Annotated in this window: 15 protein-coding genes; 2 read left to right on the forward strand and 13 right to left on the reverse strand. The window is 66.7% G+C overall.

Translation table 11 applies throughout. From position 1 onward, the window contains the following. Positions 1-66 precede the first annotated feature (66 nt). A complete protein-coding gene (locus CI41S_RS16845) occupies positions 67-1,311 on the reverse strand; it encodes an efflux RND transporter periplasmic adaptor subunit (protein WP_139860553.1) in 1,245 nt (414 codons plus the stop codon). A 206-nt stretch (positions 1,312-1,517) separates the two neighbouring features. On the opposite strand from CI41S_RS16845, the gene CI41S_RS16850 reads away from it, so the two are divergent. Then, positions 1,518-2,114 carry a TetR/AcrR family transcriptional regulator gene (locus tag CI41S_RS16850; RefSeq protein ID WP_139860555.1) on the forward strand — a complete coding sequence of 199 codons (597 nt, stop codon included), beginning with the start codon at positions 1,518-1,520 and terminating at the stop codon, positions 2,112-2,114. 124 nt (positions 2,115-2,238) lie between these two features. On the opposite strand, the gene CI41S_RS16855 is transcribed toward CI41S_RS16850, so the two are convergent. Genes CI41S_RS16855 through phnG form a run of 9 tightly spaced genes read right to left on the reverse strand, consistent with a single transcriptional unit; the run spans position 2,239 to position 9,190 of the window. Then, the gene (locus tag CI41S_RS16855) at positions 2,239-2,850 is read right to left on the reverse strand and encodes a pyridoxamine 5'-phosphate oxidase family protein (RefSeq protein ID WP_139860558.1); all 612 of its coding nucleotides are present in this window, start codon (positions 2,848-2,850) and stop codon (positions 2,239-2,241) included. Beyond that, the gene (gene phnN, locus CI41S_RS16860; RefSeq protein ID WP_139860560.1) at positions 2,837-3,466 is read right to left on the reverse strand and encodes a phosphonate metabolism protein/1,5-bisphosphokinase (PRPP-forming) PhnN; all 630 of its coding nucleotides are present in this window, start codon (positions 3,464-3,466) and stop codon (positions 2,837-2,839) included. The genes CI41S_RS16855 and phnN overlap by 14 nt, the downstream gene beginning before the upstream one ends. Further along, positions 3,463-4,617 (reverse strand): alpha-D-ribose 1-methylphosphonate 5-triphosphate diphosphatase, encoded by a 1,155-nt coding sequence (locus tag CI41S_RS16865; RefSeq protein WP_139860562.1) that lies wholly within the window; start codon positions 4,615-4,617, stop codon positions 3,463-3,465. Before CI41S_RS16865 ends, phnN begins: the two co-directional genes overlap by 4 nt. Positions 4,618-4,630: 13 nt before the next feature. Continuing rightward, positions 4,631-5,329: a phosphonate C-P lyase system protein PhnL gene (phnL, locus tag CI41S_RS16870; protein ID WP_172628081.1), complete on the reverse strand. Its 699-nt coding sequence runs from the start codon at positions 5,327-5,329 to the stop codon at positions 4,631-4,633. An 8-nt stretch (positions 5,330-5,337) separates the two neighbouring features. Next, on the reverse strand, positions 5,338-6,135 hold the full coding sequence (gene phnK / locus CI41S_RS16875) for a phosphonate C-P lyase system protein PhnK (protein WP_139860566.1): 798 nt from the start codon (positions 6,133-6,135) through the stop codon (positions 5,338-5,340). Then, positions 6,128-7,012, reverse strand: a complete 885-nt coding sequence (locus CI41S_RS16880; protein ID WP_139860569.1) for an alpha-D-ribose 1-methylphosphonate 5-phosphate C-P-lyase PhnJ — start codon at positions 7,010-7,012, stop codon at positions 6,128-6,130. The genes phnK and CI41S_RS16880 overlap by 8 nt, the downstream gene beginning before the upstream one ends. Further along, positions 7,009-8,112 carry a carbon-phosphorus lyase complex subunit gene (locus CI41S_RS16885; protein WP_139860571.1) on the reverse strand — a complete coding sequence of 368 codons (1,104 nt, stop codon included), beginning with the start codon at positions 8,110-8,112 and terminating at the stop codon, positions 7,009-7,011. Before CI41S_RS16885 ends, CI41S_RS16880 begins: the two co-directional genes overlap by 4 nt. 3 nt (positions 8,113-8,115) lie before the next feature. Next, a complete protein-coding gene (gene phnH / locus CI41S_RS16890) occupies positions 8,116-8,724 on the reverse strand; it encodes a phosphonate C-P lyase system protein PhnH (protein WP_139860573.1) in 609 nt (202 codons plus the stop codon). A gap of 4 nt (positions 8,725-8,728) precedes the next feature. Further along, the gene (phnG, locus tag CI41S_RS16895; protein WP_139860575.1) at positions 8,729-9,190 is read right to left on the reverse strand and encodes a phosphonate C-P lyase system protein PhnG; all 462 of its coding nucleotides are present in this window, start codon (positions 9,188-9,190) and stop codon (positions 8,729-8,731) included. Positions 9,191-9,318: 128 nt separating this feature from the next. Between phnG and phnF the strand changes: the two genes are divergently transcribed. Continuing rightward, positions 9,319-10,044, forward strand: coding sequence for a phosphonate metabolism transcriptional regulator PhnF (gene phnF / locus CI41S_RS16900; protein WP_139860577.1), 726 nt, complete (start codon positions 9,319-9,321; stop codon positions 10,042-10,044). A gap of 367 nt (positions 10,045-10,411) precedes the next feature. Here the strand turns inward: phnF and phnE (CI41S_RS16905) are convergent, their stop codons facing one another. The 3 genes from phnE (CI41S_RS16905) to phnD form a co-directional block, all read right to left on the reverse strand. Continuing rightward, a complete protein-coding gene (gene phnE / locus CI41S_RS16905; RefSeq protein ID WP_139860579.1) occupies positions 10,412-11,260 on the reverse strand; it encodes a phosphonate ABC transporter, permease protein PhnE in 849 nt (282 codons plus the stop codon). After that, positions 11,257-12,141, reverse strand: a complete 885-nt coding sequence (gene phnE / locus CI41S_RS16910; protein ID WP_139860581.1) for a phosphonate ABC transporter, permease protein PhnE — start codon at positions 12,139-12,141, stop codon at positions 11,257-11,259. Before phnE (CI41S_RS16910) ends, phnE (CI41S_RS16905) begins: the two co-directional genes overlap by 4 nt. An 86-nt stretch (positions 12,142-12,227) precedes the next feature. Further along, entirely contained in the window at positions 12,228-13,163 is a 936-nt protein-coding gene (gene phnD, locus CI41S_RS16915; protein WP_139860583.1) for a phosphonate ABC transporter substrate-binding protein, read from the reverse strand. Positions 13,164-13,207 lie beyond the last annotated feature (44 nt).

The raw sequence follows: 13,207 nt of genomic DNA on the forward strand, positions 1-13,207 counted from the left end.
CGCGCAGTAGGTTCAGTTGAGCATCATCTTTTCGGAAAATCGGTTTCCACTTTTCCGGATCATGCTTTACCGCTGCGCGACGTGCTGGTTGGTTTCGGTAGATGCCTGTTTCATGCCGCGGGCGCCCATCTCGGCGACTTCGAGTTTCAGAAGCGCGCCGGGACGCACCCGCTGCAGGCCGTTGACGACGATGCGCTCGCCGGACTTCAGGCCGGCGGTCACGATCCGCAGGCCGTCGACCGCACCGCCGAGCGTGACCGGGCGATACAGCGCGCGGCTGTCGTCGCCGACCACCATCACGAACTTCTTGTCCTGGTCGGTGCCGACGGCGCGCTCGTCGATCAGGACCAGCGTCTGCTGCTTCGGCTGGCCCATGCGCACGCGCGCGAACTGCCCGGGGATCAGCCGCCCGTCATCGTTGCGGAAGGTGGCGCGGACACGAATGGTGCCGCTCTGGCCGTTGACCTGGTTGTCGATCAGCTGGATGTGACCCTTGGCGCCGAGCCCGCCGGAGGTCGTCATCTCGACCGGGATCTGGTCGAGATTGCCGCGCTTGCCGGAGGCATCCGCGATCGAGTTCAGCGCGCGCAGCACCACCTCCTCGTCGGCATCGAAGCTCGCGTAGATCGGATTGACCGAGACCAGCGAGGTCAGCACCGGCGACGAGGTGCCGGCGGCGACGAGGTTGCCGACGGTGACCTCGATCCGCCCGACCCGGCCATCGACCGGCGCGCGCACCTCGGTGTAGTCGAGATTGAGCTTGGCGGTCTGCAACGCGGCTTCCGCGGCCTTCACATTGGCGATCGCCTCGCGATTGGCGTTGTCGCGCTGGTCGAAGTCGCGCTTGGTCACGATGTTATTGCCGACCAGCTGCGCGCCGCGCTCGACCTCGCTGGTGGTGAACACCACGCGGGCCTTGGCGGCCTCGAGCTGCGCCTGGGCGCGGTCGACCTCGGCGGCATAAGGCGCCGGATCGATCTTGAACAGGACGTCGCCCGCCTTCACCAGCGCGCCTTCGGTGAAGTTGGTCGAAAGGATCGCGCCGGCGACCCGCGGCCGCAGCTGGACGCGGTCGACCGCCTCGAGCCGGCCGGAAAACTCTTCAAACAGCGTGGTCGGGCGCGGCTGGACCACGGCGACGGTGACCGGCACCGCCTGTTCGGCCGGCGCGGCGGTGGCGGTCGCCTGCGCGGCATGAAAATAGCGGCCGGTCGTGACCGAACCGGCCACCGCAAGGGTGCCGAGGACCACGACACCGCCGACGATGGATCGGAAACGGCCGGAACGGGGATTTTTGGTTGACGAAGGCATGAGCGCGCTCCAAAGCGATCTGTAGTGCTTGCTACAGATGTGGAGCTGGACGCCGGTCCGCAAGATACTTATGTATCGGACACTATGAATTTCTTAGCGCATTCGTGGGGAAATGAGAAGCCGGGAAAAAACGTCACATCTAACAACAGGATAGGCTAGGGATCAGCCGTCGCAGAAACGGCACCCGGGCTTAGGGAGCTTAAGAAATGGGAATGGGACGCCCCCGCGCATTCGACGCGGATGCCGCCTTGGATCAGGCGATGGAGGTGTTTTGGCGGCACGGCTACGAGGGCGCGACCATCGCGCAGCTCACCGAAGCCATGCACATCAATCCCCCGAGCCTCTATGCCGCGTTCGGCAGCAAGGAGGGCCTGCTCAAGGCTGCGCTCGACCGCTACACCGAGAAGCGCGACGCCTGGATGGAAAAGGTGCTGAGCGCCCCCACCGCCCGCGCGGTCGCCGAACGCTTCCTGATGGAGCACGCGGACGCCCAGACCGACCCCGCCAACCCGCCCGGCTGTCTGCTGGTGCAGGGCGGCCTCGCCTGCGGCACCGGCTCGGCCAACGTGCCGTTCGAGCTGGCGGCGCGCCGCAACCGCACTGAAGACCAGCTGCGTGAACGCTTTGTCCAGGCCAAGACCGAAGGCGATCTCGGCGAGGGCGCCGATCCGGCCGCGCTGGCGCGCTATCTCTCCGCCGTCACCTCAGGCATGTGCGTGATGGCCTCCTCCGGCGCCGACCGCACCGCGCTGCGCGAGATCGCACTGGTGTCGCTGAAAGCGTTCGAGGAACAGGCGAAATAAAAGGCCGGGTAAGCCGGGCTGCCTCACCCGTCATTGCGAGGTGCGATAGCGACGAAGCAATCCATGCTTCGGCGCATGCGGTGACAATGGATTGCTTCGCTTCGCTCGCAATGACGACGGACAATCACCACATCGTCTGCCGCGCGCGCTCCGGCCATTCGCGGTCGTATTTGTCGCCGCCGACCGTGTTCTCGCTCATCTCGGCGAGGATCTGGCCCGGCGTTGGCAACGCTTTTGGATCGACCCGCTTGTCGGGATTCCAGAGATCGGAGCGCACGATGGCGCGGGCGCACTGGAAGTAGATTTCGTCCACGGTCATCACGATGACGGTGCGCGGGGTCTTGCCCTCCATCGTGAACGAGGCCAGCAAGTCCGGCTCGGCCGTGACGTAGGCGCGGCCGTTGACGCGTAGCGTGCTGCCCGAGCCCGGGATCAGGAACAACAGCCCGACGCGGGGATCGCGCACGATGTTGCGCAGCGAATCGCAGCGATTGTTGCCGCGGCGGTCCGGCATCATCAGCGTCTTGGCGTCGTGAACGCGGACGAAGCCCGGCAGGTCGCCGCGCGGCGAGCAGTCGAGCCCCTCCGGCCCTGATGTCGCCAATGACACGAACGGTGATTTCTCGATCAGCACGCGGTAGAGCGGCGTCACGTGATCGGCGACCTTGACGGTCGACGCATCGTTCGGGAAGCCGTAGATCGCCTCGAGCTGCTCGATCGTTTCAATCACCGACATTCGCGTCCTTTCCTTCGTTGCCGGGGTCCCAGCGCTCGCCCCTGATGATGCGCGCCAGCTGCCGCGCGTGATAGTCGGCGCTGCCGGAATTGACGATGGTGAAGTCGGGCGTGGCCGTCGTCTCGTCGACGGTGCGGGCCAGCCGCTGCGCGAGCAAGCCGTCGCTGGCGCGCGCCCGTGCCGCAAGCCGCGCGGCGAGCACGTCCGGCGGCGCGGTGATCGAGACCACGGCGACGTTGGCGTAACTGCGCCGCGCCGCCGCGATCACGGTGCGCGAGACGTTCGCGATCACGGTGCGGCCGGCGCGGATGTCGTCGTCGATCGCCCGCGACAGCCCGTAGCGGTGGCCATGGGCTTCCCAGTGCATGGCATAGTCGCCACCGGCGACGGCAAGCTGGAACGCCTCGGCGCTGACCTGCTGATTATCTTCCGACGCCGAGGCCTCGCGGGTGATCAGGCGACGCGGAAACACGATGTCGCTGCTGTCGGCACACACCGCTTTCGCCAGCCCCAGCAGCGTATCCTTGCCGGCGCCACTCGGCCCGACCACCAGCACGAGGCGGCCCGGACCAATTCCACCTGCATGAGGCTCGGCGATCACGGAGGTATCCGTCACGCGACCCTCCCTCCCTCGCGCCAGACGCTGCGCACCACCGGCAGGTCGCGCGCGATGTGGACACGGATCAGGTCGGCACGCTTGCCGACCGCGATCTCGCCGCGATCCGACAGCCCGACAGCCTCGGCCGGCGTCTTGGTCACGGTGCGGATCGCGGAAGCGAGATCGATCGCTGCCACGTGCTTTGGCAGCTGCAGCGCCGCCATCAGCAGGCTCGAGGGAATGTAGTCCGACGACAGGATGTCGAGCATCCCCTCATGGGCGAGATCGACCGCTGCGATGTTGCCGGAATGCGAACCGCCGCGCACCACGTTGGGCGCGCCCATCAGCACGTCGATGCCGGCCGCATGCAGTCCGCGCGCGGCCTCCATCGTGGTCGGGAATTCCGCGACCGCGACCTTGTCGTTGATCGCATCGGTCACGTTCTCATCGGTGGTGTCGTCATGGCTCGCCAGCGGGATGCCGTACTGCTGCGCCAGCGCGACGATCGCCCGCACGTTGGTCGCGGCATACTGCTTCTGATAGTCGAAGCGGCGCGCGAACAGCACGTCGAGCTCGGCGTCAGTCATGCCGCCGCCCTTGCCGCGGTAATAGTCGCGCAGCTTGACCTCGTCGCGGAACTGGCGCTGGCCCGGCGTGTGGTCCATCAGCGACATCAGCCGCACGTCGGGCCGGCCGATCAGCTCCTTGGCTTCCTCCACCACCGAGGGCATCGGCACCTCGCAGCGCAGATGCAGGAAGTGATCGGCCCGCAACAGGTTCTCCTCGCGCGCGGCGGAGATCGCCGCCGCCAGTACGCCGGCGCGGCCGTCGACCTCCTCGGCGCCGTCCTCGCGCCAGACCCGGAGCGAATCCAGCACCGTGGTGATACCTGACGTGGCGAGCTGGCCGTCATAGGAGATCACGGCGGCGACCGGATTCCAGAACACCTTTGGCCGCGGCACGTAGTGCATCTCGAGATGGTCGGTGTGCAGCTCGATCAGGCCCGGCATGATCAGATCGCCGCCGGCATCCTCGGCCGTCTCGGGCGCCCTGCCCTCGCCGAACTCCGCGATCCTGCCACCGGCAATGGCGACCCAGCCGTGCTCGATCACGCGATCGGCGAGGACGAGCCGAGCGTTGCCGATGATGGTGTCTTGCTTGGCGGTCATTGCAAACGGTCCTTCAGGCAGCAGCGGCGAACGAGGTGACGTCGACGATGCGGTCAGCGATCAGATGGCGGATTTCGTCGTCATGGACGATCGCGACCATCGCGACGCCCCGGGTCTTCTTCTCGGCAATCAGTTCGACGACAACTGCGCGATTCGCCGCATCGAGCGACGCGGTCGGCTCATCCAGCAGCAAAATCGGCAGGTCGGAGATGAAGCCGCGCGCAATGTTGACGCGCTGCTGCTCGCCGCCGGAGAAGGTCGACGGCGGCAGCGACCAGAGACGCTCCGGGATGTTCAGACGGCGCAGCAGCGCCCCAGCACGGGCCCGGGCTTCCTCGCGCGCCACGCCGTTGACGATCAAGGGCTCGGCGACGACGTCGATGGTCGCGACCCGCGGCACCGCGCGCAGGAACTGGCTGACATAGCCGATGGTCGAGCGGCGCACGCTCAACACCTGGCGCGGCTCGGCGGTGGCGAGATCGATCACGCTGCCGCGGTGGCGGATGCCGATGCGGCCGCTGTCGCAGCGGTAGTTGCCGAAGATCATCTTGAGAATAGAGGATTTGCCGGCGCCCGACGGGCCGGACAGCACCACGCATTCGCCCGGTCCGACGTGGAACGAGACGCCGCGCACCACCGGCAGCTCGACGCCGCCCTGCAGATGCATGGTGAAGGTCTTCTGGGCGTCGGTGAGTTCGATCATTGCGGTCATTGGCACGCTCATGGCGGAAGAATCGAGGAAACGAGCAGCTGGGTATAGGGCTCGCGCGGGTCGTCGAGCACCTGGTCGGTGAGGCCGGTCTCGATGACGCGGCCGCCCTTCATCACCATCACGCGGTGCGACAGCAGCCGCGCCACGGCAAGATCGTGGGTGACGACGATCGCGGCAAGGCCGAGCTCGCTGACCAGGTTGCGCATCAAATCGAGCAGTCGGGCCTGCACCGAAACGTCGAGGCCGCCGGTCGGCTCGTCCATGAACACCAGCCGCGGCTCGGTGACGAGGTTGCGCGCGATCTGCAGCCGCTGCCGCATGCCGCCAGAATAGGTCTTTGGCGCATCGTCGATGCGGCCGACATCGATCTCGACCCGCTCCAGCCAGGTCGAGGCGGTGTCGCGAGTCCGGCCGTAGTGATTCCATCCCACCGCCATCAGCCGCTCGCCGACATTGGCGCCGGCCGAGACCGCCATGCGCAACCCCTGCGCCGGATCCTGGTGCACAAAGCCCCAGTCGGTGCGGAACAAAAAGCGCCGCTCGGCCTCGCCGAGCCCGGCGAGATCGCGCAGCACGCCGTCGCGCATCCGGTAGGATACCCGGCCCGCGCTCGGCGCGAGCTGTGCCGACAGCAGTTGCAGCAGCGTCGACTTGCCCGAGCCGGATTCGCCGACGATCGCCAGCACCTCGCCCGGATAGAGCGCGAACGAGACCTCGCGGCAGGCGGCGATCGGGCCGTAATTCTTGGCAAGCCCCTCGGCGACCAGCAGCGGCTCGTCGTTGTCGAGATGGGACGGCTCAGACATGCGCCTTCTCCTTGTGCGGCGCCGCGCTCTCGGTGCCGTGATGGCCAGCGGCCTGGCGCTGCTCGCAGAAATCGGTGTCGGAGCAGACGAACATCCGCCCGCCTCTGTCGTCGGTGACGATCTCGTCGAGATAGGAATTGTCGGCGCCGCACAGCGCGCAGGGCGCATCGAAGCGGTAGCGCGTGAACGGGTGGTCCTCGAAATCCAGCGACACCACGGTGGTGTAGGGCGGGATCGCATAGATGCGCTTCTCGCGGCCCGCGCCGAACAGCTGCAGCGCCGCGCAATTGTCCATCTTCGGATTGTCGAATTTCGGCGTCGGCGACGGGTCCATCACGTAGCGCGCATTCACCTTCACGGGATAGGCGTAGGCGGTCGCGATGTGACCGAAGCGCGCGATGTCCTCGTACAGCTTGACGTGCATCAGGCCGTATTCGGCGAGCGCATGCATGCGCCGCGTCTCGGTCTCGCGCGGCTCGAGGAAGCGCAGCGGCTCCGGGATCGGCACCTGATAGACCAGCACCTGCCCGGCATGCAGCTCAGCCTCGGGGATACGGTGCCGGGTCTGGATCACGGTCGCGTCCGTGGTCGAGGTCGTGGTGGCGACACCCGCGGTCTTGCCGAAGAACTTTCGGATCGAGATCGCGTTGGTGGTGTCGTCCGAACCCTGGTCGATCACCTTCAAGACGTCGTCGGGACCGAGAATCGCCGCCGTCACCTGCACGCCGCCGGTGCCCCAGCCATAGGGCATCGGCATCTCACGGCTGGCGAACGGCACCTGATAGCCGGGGATCGCGATCGCCTTCAGGATCGCGCGGCGGATCATCCGCTTCGTCTGCTCGTCGAGATAGGCGAAGTTGTACGTCGGCGCGTTCATTCCGCGGCCTCCCGCAGTTCCGGGGCCTGATTGGCTTCGGCGAATTCCTGGCGCAGCTTGCGCAACAGGCCGAGTTCGGACTGGAAGTCGACGTAATGCGGCAGCTTGAGATGCTCGACGAAGCCCGTTGCCTGCACGTTATCGGAGTGCGACATCACGAACTCCTCGTCCTGCGCCGGCGACTTGGCTTCCTCGTCGAGCTCGCGCGCGCGCAGCGCGCGGTCGACCAGCGCCATCGACATGGTCTTGCGCTCGCTCTGCCCGAAGGCGAGGCCGTAGCCGCGGGTGAAGCACGGCGCCTCGGTCGCGGAGCCCTTGAACTGGTTGACCATCTGGCACTCGGTCAGCTCGATCGCGCCGAGCGGCACGGCAAACCCGGCGTCCTCGGCAAAGAACTCGACCTCGACCTCGCCGAAGCGGATCTCGCCGGCGAACGGATGGTTGCGGCCATAGCCGCGCTGCGTCGAATAGCCGAGCGCGAGCAGAAAGCCTTCGTCGCCGCGCGCCAGATTCTGCAGCCGCAGATCGCGGTCGGCGGGGAAGCTCAGCGGTTCGCGCGTGAGGTCGCTGACCGGCGCATCCGGCTCCGCCTGCGGCGAGGATTCGATCAGGCCGTCGCGGCCGAGAATGTCGGTGACCCGCGGCGCTGGGGTCTGCGGTGCCTCGGCGGTGGCCGGCTGCTCCGGCACAAAGCCTTCGGCGAGCTGCGGATCGAGCAGGCGATGGGTGTAGTCGAAGGTCGGCCCCAGGATCTGGCCGCCCGGGATGTCCTTGAAGGTCGAGGAAATGCGCCGCCGCACCCGCATCTCGCCGGTGTTGACCGGCTCGCTGGCGCCGAAGCGCGGCAGCGTGGCGCGGAAGGCGCGGACCAGGAAGATCGCCTCGATCATGTCGCCGCGCGCCTGCTTTATCGCCAGCGCCGCGAGTTCGCGGTCATAGAGCGAGCCTTCGGTCATGACGCGGTCGACGCCGAGCGCAAGCTGCTCGGAAATCTGCGCCAGCGTCACCTCCGGCACATCGCGGTCGCCGCGCCGCTCATGCGCGAGCAGGCGATGGGCGTTCTCGATGGCGCGTTCGCCTCCCTTGACGGCTACATACATCGCTTACACTCCGCTTGCGACCAGCCGCGTGGTGCGCGGGATCGCGACAATGCTGTCGTCATGCACCAGCACGACATCGATGCCGCGCGGGAACAGAGCTTCGTTGATGGCGAGCCGAGCGAACAGATCGCGCGGCCGGATCATCGCCTGCAGCAGCGCGCTGCCGTCGATGCCGGGGCCCTTCAGCTCGAAGGCCGGGCCGTGGGTCAGGCTTTCGACCTGCAGGATCAGCGTGGTCGACCTATCCGGATATTCGCTGCTGCCGAACGCGAAGCGGTCGAGCGGCGGCAAGTGCTCGGCGTCGCCAATCAGCGCAAAGCTCGCGATCGAGGGCTCCTCGATCACGGGTGCGCTGGCGTGAAACTTCAGCCAGCGCGCGATGTCAGGCGTCGCCGACATCGCGGCGTCGAGCCAGATCGGCGTGTCGTGATCGAACAGCGTCAGCGCGATCGCGGCTGCGCCGCGCATCAGGCCTGCGGGCGTGCCGACGCTCGCGGTGACGCGCTGGACGCTGCCGGGACGGGCCATCGCGTCCATCACCGAGCGGAAGGTCGACTGCGCCGACAACACCTTGTCGGCAAAGCCAGCGGGCAGTTCGGCAACTGTCGTCATCGCATCACCCCTCACCGCGCACCATGGTGTAGAAATCGACCCGTGTCGCCGCGGTCTCCTCGGCTTTGCGGTCACGCTTGGCGATCATCGCCGCGCGCAGCGGCGCGATCACCTTGGCCTCTACCTCACCGGCGCAATCCGCCGACTGCACCAAGGCGTCGCACAGCGCGATCATTCGCGCCTTCTCGGCATCGCGGCCGAGCGTGTAGCCGAAGCCGACCTCGCCGGTCGCAAGCCGCACCGCGGCACGCGACACCGTCGCCTCGCCGAGATTGAACGGCGCGCCATCGCCGCCGATCCGGCCGCGCAGCATCACAAGGCCATTCTCCGGCTCGCGCAGGTTCTCGTGCGCGGGCACTGCAACATCGGCGAGATGGCCGGCGATCGCGGCAGCGGCTGAATGCGCCAGCACCGCCATCGCGGCCTTGCGCTCGGCCTGTTTGCTGTTCCGTCCGCTGCTGTCCATCCGCAACCCTTGTACAACCCTTGGGGCAAGCTTGCCTGAATCAAGTTGTCTATGATAATAGACAACTTGATAGCCAACTGCCATGACTGTTTCGTGACAAGCCGACGATTTCTGGATATCACCGCGGCATGAGCATGCAGGAAAGTTCCGGTGTCGCCTTGTGGCGGCAGGTGGCCGACGGCATCGAGCGCGGCATCGCTGACGGCCGCTTCGCCGCGGGCGAAAAGCTGCCCGGCGAGATGGAGATCGCCGAAACCTACCGGGTCAACCGCCACACCGTGCGGCGCGCGATCGCAGCGCTCGCGGAGCGCGGCCTGGTGCGTGCCGAGCGTGGCAGCGGCACCTATGTCGAGGCGCAGCGCCTCGCCTATCCCTTGCGCTCACGCACCCGGTTCTCCGAGATCGTCGGCGCCGGCGGCCACGAGCCGCGCGGGCAGTTGATCGAAGCCGGCGACGACATCGCGACCCGCGAGATCGCGCGCGAGCTCGCCCTGAAACCCGGCGCGCCGCTGGTCCGGATCGAATCGGTGCGGCTCGCCGACCGCACGCCGATCTGCGTCTCCACCACCTGGCTGTCGGCCGAGCGCTTTCCCGACGCCGGCAGCGTGTTCGCCAACGTCCGCTCGATGACCAAGCTGCTGGCGCATTACGGGATCAGGGATTACCGGCGCTCCACCACCCGCATCACCGCGGCAATCGCCGACGCCACCGACGCCGCGCGGCTCGATCTGGCGCTCGGCCGCCCGGTGCTGGTGGTCGACGCCACCGACGTCGATCCCGCCGACAAGCCGCTGGTGACCAAGCGCTCCCGCTTCGCCGCCGAACGCGTCGAGTTCCTGGTGGAGAACAGCTAGTTAGCCGGCCTTCCGGACGAAGACACCGGGGCGATGGCCGATTGCACGATTTCGGAATATTGGAAGGTTACAGGTGAGTTGCCCGACGTGTCAAGCGGCCTTTTCGGACAGTGTCCGGGTCGAACGACCGCCGCCGGCTACTTTGCATGGGGTTGTTTTTCACGATTCGGCTATTGCCCCCCTCGACGGAGGGCGGATCCGATGATGGCGAACTTGTTTCTCCCTCTCCCCGTCCTTGCGGGGAGAGGGTGGGGTGAGGGGCTGTCACCGCGAAAACGGTGAACGACCGACTCGTGGAGAGTCCCCTCACCCGGATCGCATTTCATGCGATCCGGCCTCTCCCCGCACGCGGGGAGAGGCGAAAGAGCTACACCACCGCCCTTTGGCCGATGATGGCGAAGCGCAGCTTGGTCGAGATGAAATCGATCGCGGCGACCGCGATCAGGATCATCAAAATCAGGAACGACACCTTCTGCCACTCCAGCACGCGGATCTGCTCGGCGAGCTGCAGGCCGATGCCGCCGGCGCCGACGATGCCGATGATGGTGGCCGAGCGCGTGTTCGACTCGATGAAATAGAGCACCTGGCCGGCGATGACCGGCAGCACCTGCGGCAGCAGGCCGAAGCGAATCTCATGCAGCGCGCTGCCGCCGGAGGCCCTGATGCCCTCGACCTGCTTGCGGTCCGCGGCCTCGATCGCTTCCGAGAACAGCTTTCCGAACGCGCCGAAGTCCGAGACCATGATCGCGAGCACGCCGGCGAACGGGCCGAGGCCGACGACGTTGATCCAGACCAGCGCCCAGATCAGCGTGTCGACGCCGCGGATCGAGTCCAGAAAGCGCCGCACCGGAAAGCGAATCAAGTTGGACGGGATGATGTTGCGCGCCGCCAGCAGGCTGACCGGCAGCGCCAGCAACGCCGCGAGCGTGGTGCCGAGCAGCGCGATCGACAGCGTCTCGCCGAGCGCCTGCATGTAGAGCGGGAACGACGAACCGGGGTTCGGCGGCAGCATCAGCATCGTGATCCAGCCGAGCTGGCCGATCCCGGCAAGCAGCTTCGACGGCGAGAAGTCGAGATCGACCAGCCCAAACACGTAGACCGCGAACGCGGCCAGAAGCATCGCCGGCATCGCCAGCCGCGCCGCGGCCGGCCGCGCGAACACGTCGGGGTATTTCGCACGCAGCCCGTCGGTATCCGGCTTCGGCAGCTGGCTCATCGGCGCGTCTCCTTGCCGAACAGCCGGCCGCGCAGCCAGCCGGTCGAGATGTCGATGATGAAGACGGTGACGATGATGGTGACGAGGATGGCGCTGACGTCCGAGTAGTAGAATTTGCGGATCGCGACCACGAGCTCCTGGCCGATGCCGCCGGCGCCGACAAAGCCCATCACCGACGCCTCGCGGACATTGATCTCGAAGCGCAGCAGCGCGTAGCTGGCATAGCCGGCCGAGACCTGCGGCAGCACCGCAAAGCGCATGCAGGACAGCCAGCTCGCGCCGGTCGAGCGGATGCCCTCGACCGGTTTCATGTCGGCGTTCTCGACGATCTCGGCGAACAGTTTTCCGAGCGCGCCGGTCGAGTGGATCGCGATCGCGAGCACGCCGGCCATCGGCCCGAGGCCGAACGCGATCACGAAGATCAGCGCGAACACGATGCCGGGCACGGTGCGCGCGAATTCCAGCAGGCGCCGCACGGTGAAGCGCAGCCACGGCCCGGGCGAGGTATTTTGTGCGGCGAAGAAGTTCAGCGCAAAGGCGAACACCGCCCCGGTGAGCGTGCCGACATAGCTGATCAAAATGGTTTCGCCGAGCATCCGCAGCCATTTCTGCCAGCCCCAGAACCATTCGGCCGGATCGGTCCAGACCCTCGCCCCGGAATCGAGCGTGAGGATGCGATCGAAATAGCTGATGAAGTTGCCAAAATAGGTGAACAGCGTGCGCAGATTGACTTCCGCGCCGAACGCCGCGACCACCAGCGCCGCGCAGAACAGCGCGGTCGCGAGCGCCGCCTTCAGCCGCTTGCGCGAGACCGCCTTGCGGTAGGCCTCCTCGAGCGTCGCCAGTTGCTGGGCGGGGAGAATCGATACGGCCGTTGCCATCGTCGCGGGCCACTCGGGCTAAAAGGGTTGAACGGAAAAGGGCCGGGTTGTCGCAACCCGGCCCGGCTCGTGTGCTTGGGTGGCGATCAGGTCGCCTTCTTCTTGCGCAGGCTGTCGACGAACTTGATCAGCTCGATGGTGCCGTCCCAATCCTTGGTGGTGGCGGGATGGAAGCCCTTCTTCTGACCGTCGGAGAGGCGATCGAACGCCGCCTTGTCCTTGGTCGGCGACTCGAAGAAGGCCTTGGCGATCGCGGCCTTCAGGTCCTCGGGCAGGTCGGAGTTATAGGCGTAGGGGCCGTTAATGATCGGCGCCGACTTGTGGATGATGCGGAAGTCGTCCTTCTTCATCGCCGAGCCGTCGGCGTTCTTCAGCATGCCCTTGGTCAGCATCTGGGCCAGCGTGGAATCGTCGTCGCTGGTCCACTGGTTGGCCGCGACGTCGACGGTGCCCTGCGACAGCGCCAGCACGGCGTTCTCGTGGCTGCCGGTGAACACGACCTTGCCGAAATAGCCCTCGGCGTCGTGGATGCCCATCTTGTCGAGCTCGAAGCGCGGCACGTTGTTGCCGGAGGTCGAGTTCGGGTCGACCAGGCCGAGGTTCTTGCCCTTCAGGTCGTCGATGCTCTTGTAGGGGCTCGAAGCCTTGACGAAGAACACCGAGTAATAGCCGGTCGAGCCGTCGGCGTTGATGTCGTTGGCGAAGGCGTCGGTCTTGACGCCGGTCAGGCGGGCGCGGGCGAACGAGGCCGAGCCGTAGCTGGCGATCTGGATGTTGCCGGCGCGCTGGCCCTCGATGACAGCCGCATAGTCGTTGGCGATGCGCAGGTTGACCTTCACGCCGAGCTCCTTGGAGAGATAGGCGACGAACGGCGTCCAGCGCTCGGTGACACCGGAGGCGTTTTCCGCCGGAACCACGGCGAAGGTCAGCTCCGGATACTTTGCCTTGTAGTCCTGCGCCGAAGCCGAGCCGGCGAAGGCCAGCACGGCGGCGCCGGCCAGCACGATGCGACGAGTGATCATGATTACCCCTCTTGTTGTAGTTACACCTGTTGGCCGGGCGATAT

The organism is Bradyrhizobium ivorense (assembly GCF_900696085.1).
GTDB lineage: Bacteria > Pseudomonadota > Alphaproteobacteria > Rhizobiales > Xanthobacteraceae > Bradyrhizobium > Bradyrhizobium ivorense.

Excerpts from the sequence above, each read along its gene's own strand:
- CI41S_RS16845 (WP_139860553.1), bottom strand. The coding sequence starts at position 1,311 with ATGCCTTCGTCAACCAAAAATCCCCGTTCCGGCCGTTTCCGATCCATC.
- CI41S_RS16850 (WP_139860555.1), top strand. The coding sequence starts at position 1,518 with ATGGGAATGGGACGCCCCCGCGCATTCGACGCGGATGCCGCCTTGGAT.
- CI41S_RS16855 (WP_139860558.1), bottom strand. The coding sequence starts at position 2,850 with ATGTCGGTGATTGAAACGATCGAGCAGCTCGAGGCGATCTACGGCTTC.
- CI41S_RS16865 (WP_139860562.1), bottom strand. The coding sequence starts at position 4,617 with ATGACCGCCAAGCAAGACACCATCATCGGCAACGCTCGGCTCGTCCTC.
- phnL (WP_172628081.1), bottom strand. The coding sequence starts at position 5,329 with ATGACCGCAATGATCGAACTCACCGACGCCCAGAAGACCTTCACCATG.
- phnK (WP_139860566.1), bottom strand. The coding sequence starts at position 6,135 with ATGTCTGAGCCGTCCCATCTCGACAACGACGAGCCGCTGCTGGTCGCC.
- CI41S_RS16880 (WP_139860569.1), bottom strand. The coding sequence starts at position 7,012 with ATGAACGCGCCGACGTACAACTTCGCCTATCTCGACGAGCAGACGAAG.
- CI41S_RS16885 (WP_139860571.1), bottom strand. The coding sequence starts at position 8,112 with ATGTATGTAGCCGTCAAGGGAGGCGAACGCGCCATCGAGAACGCCCAT.
- phnH (WP_139860573.1), bottom strand. The coding sequence starts at position 8,724 with ATGACGACAGTTGCCGAACTGCCCGCTGGCTTTGCCGACAAGGTGTTG.
- phnG (WP_139860575.1), bottom strand. The coding sequence starts at position 9,190 with ATGGACAGCAGCGGACGGAACAGCAAACAGGCCGAGCGCAAGGCCGCG.
- phnF (WP_139860577.1), top strand. The coding sequence starts at position 9,319 with ATGAGCATGCAGGAAAGTTCCGGTGTCGCCTTGTGGCGGCAGGTGGCC.
- phnE (WP_139860579.1), bottom strand. The coding sequence starts at position 11,260 with ATGAGCCAGCTGCCGAAGCCGGATACCGACGGGCTGCGTGCGAAATAC.
- phnE (WP_139860581.1), bottom strand. The coding sequence starts at position 12,141 with ATGGCAACGGCCGTATCGATTCTCCCCGCCCAGCAACTGGCGACGCTC.
- phnD (WP_139860583.1), bottom strand. The coding sequence starts at position 13,163 with ATGATCACTCGTCGCATCGTGCTGGCCGGCGCCGCCGTGCTGGCCTTC.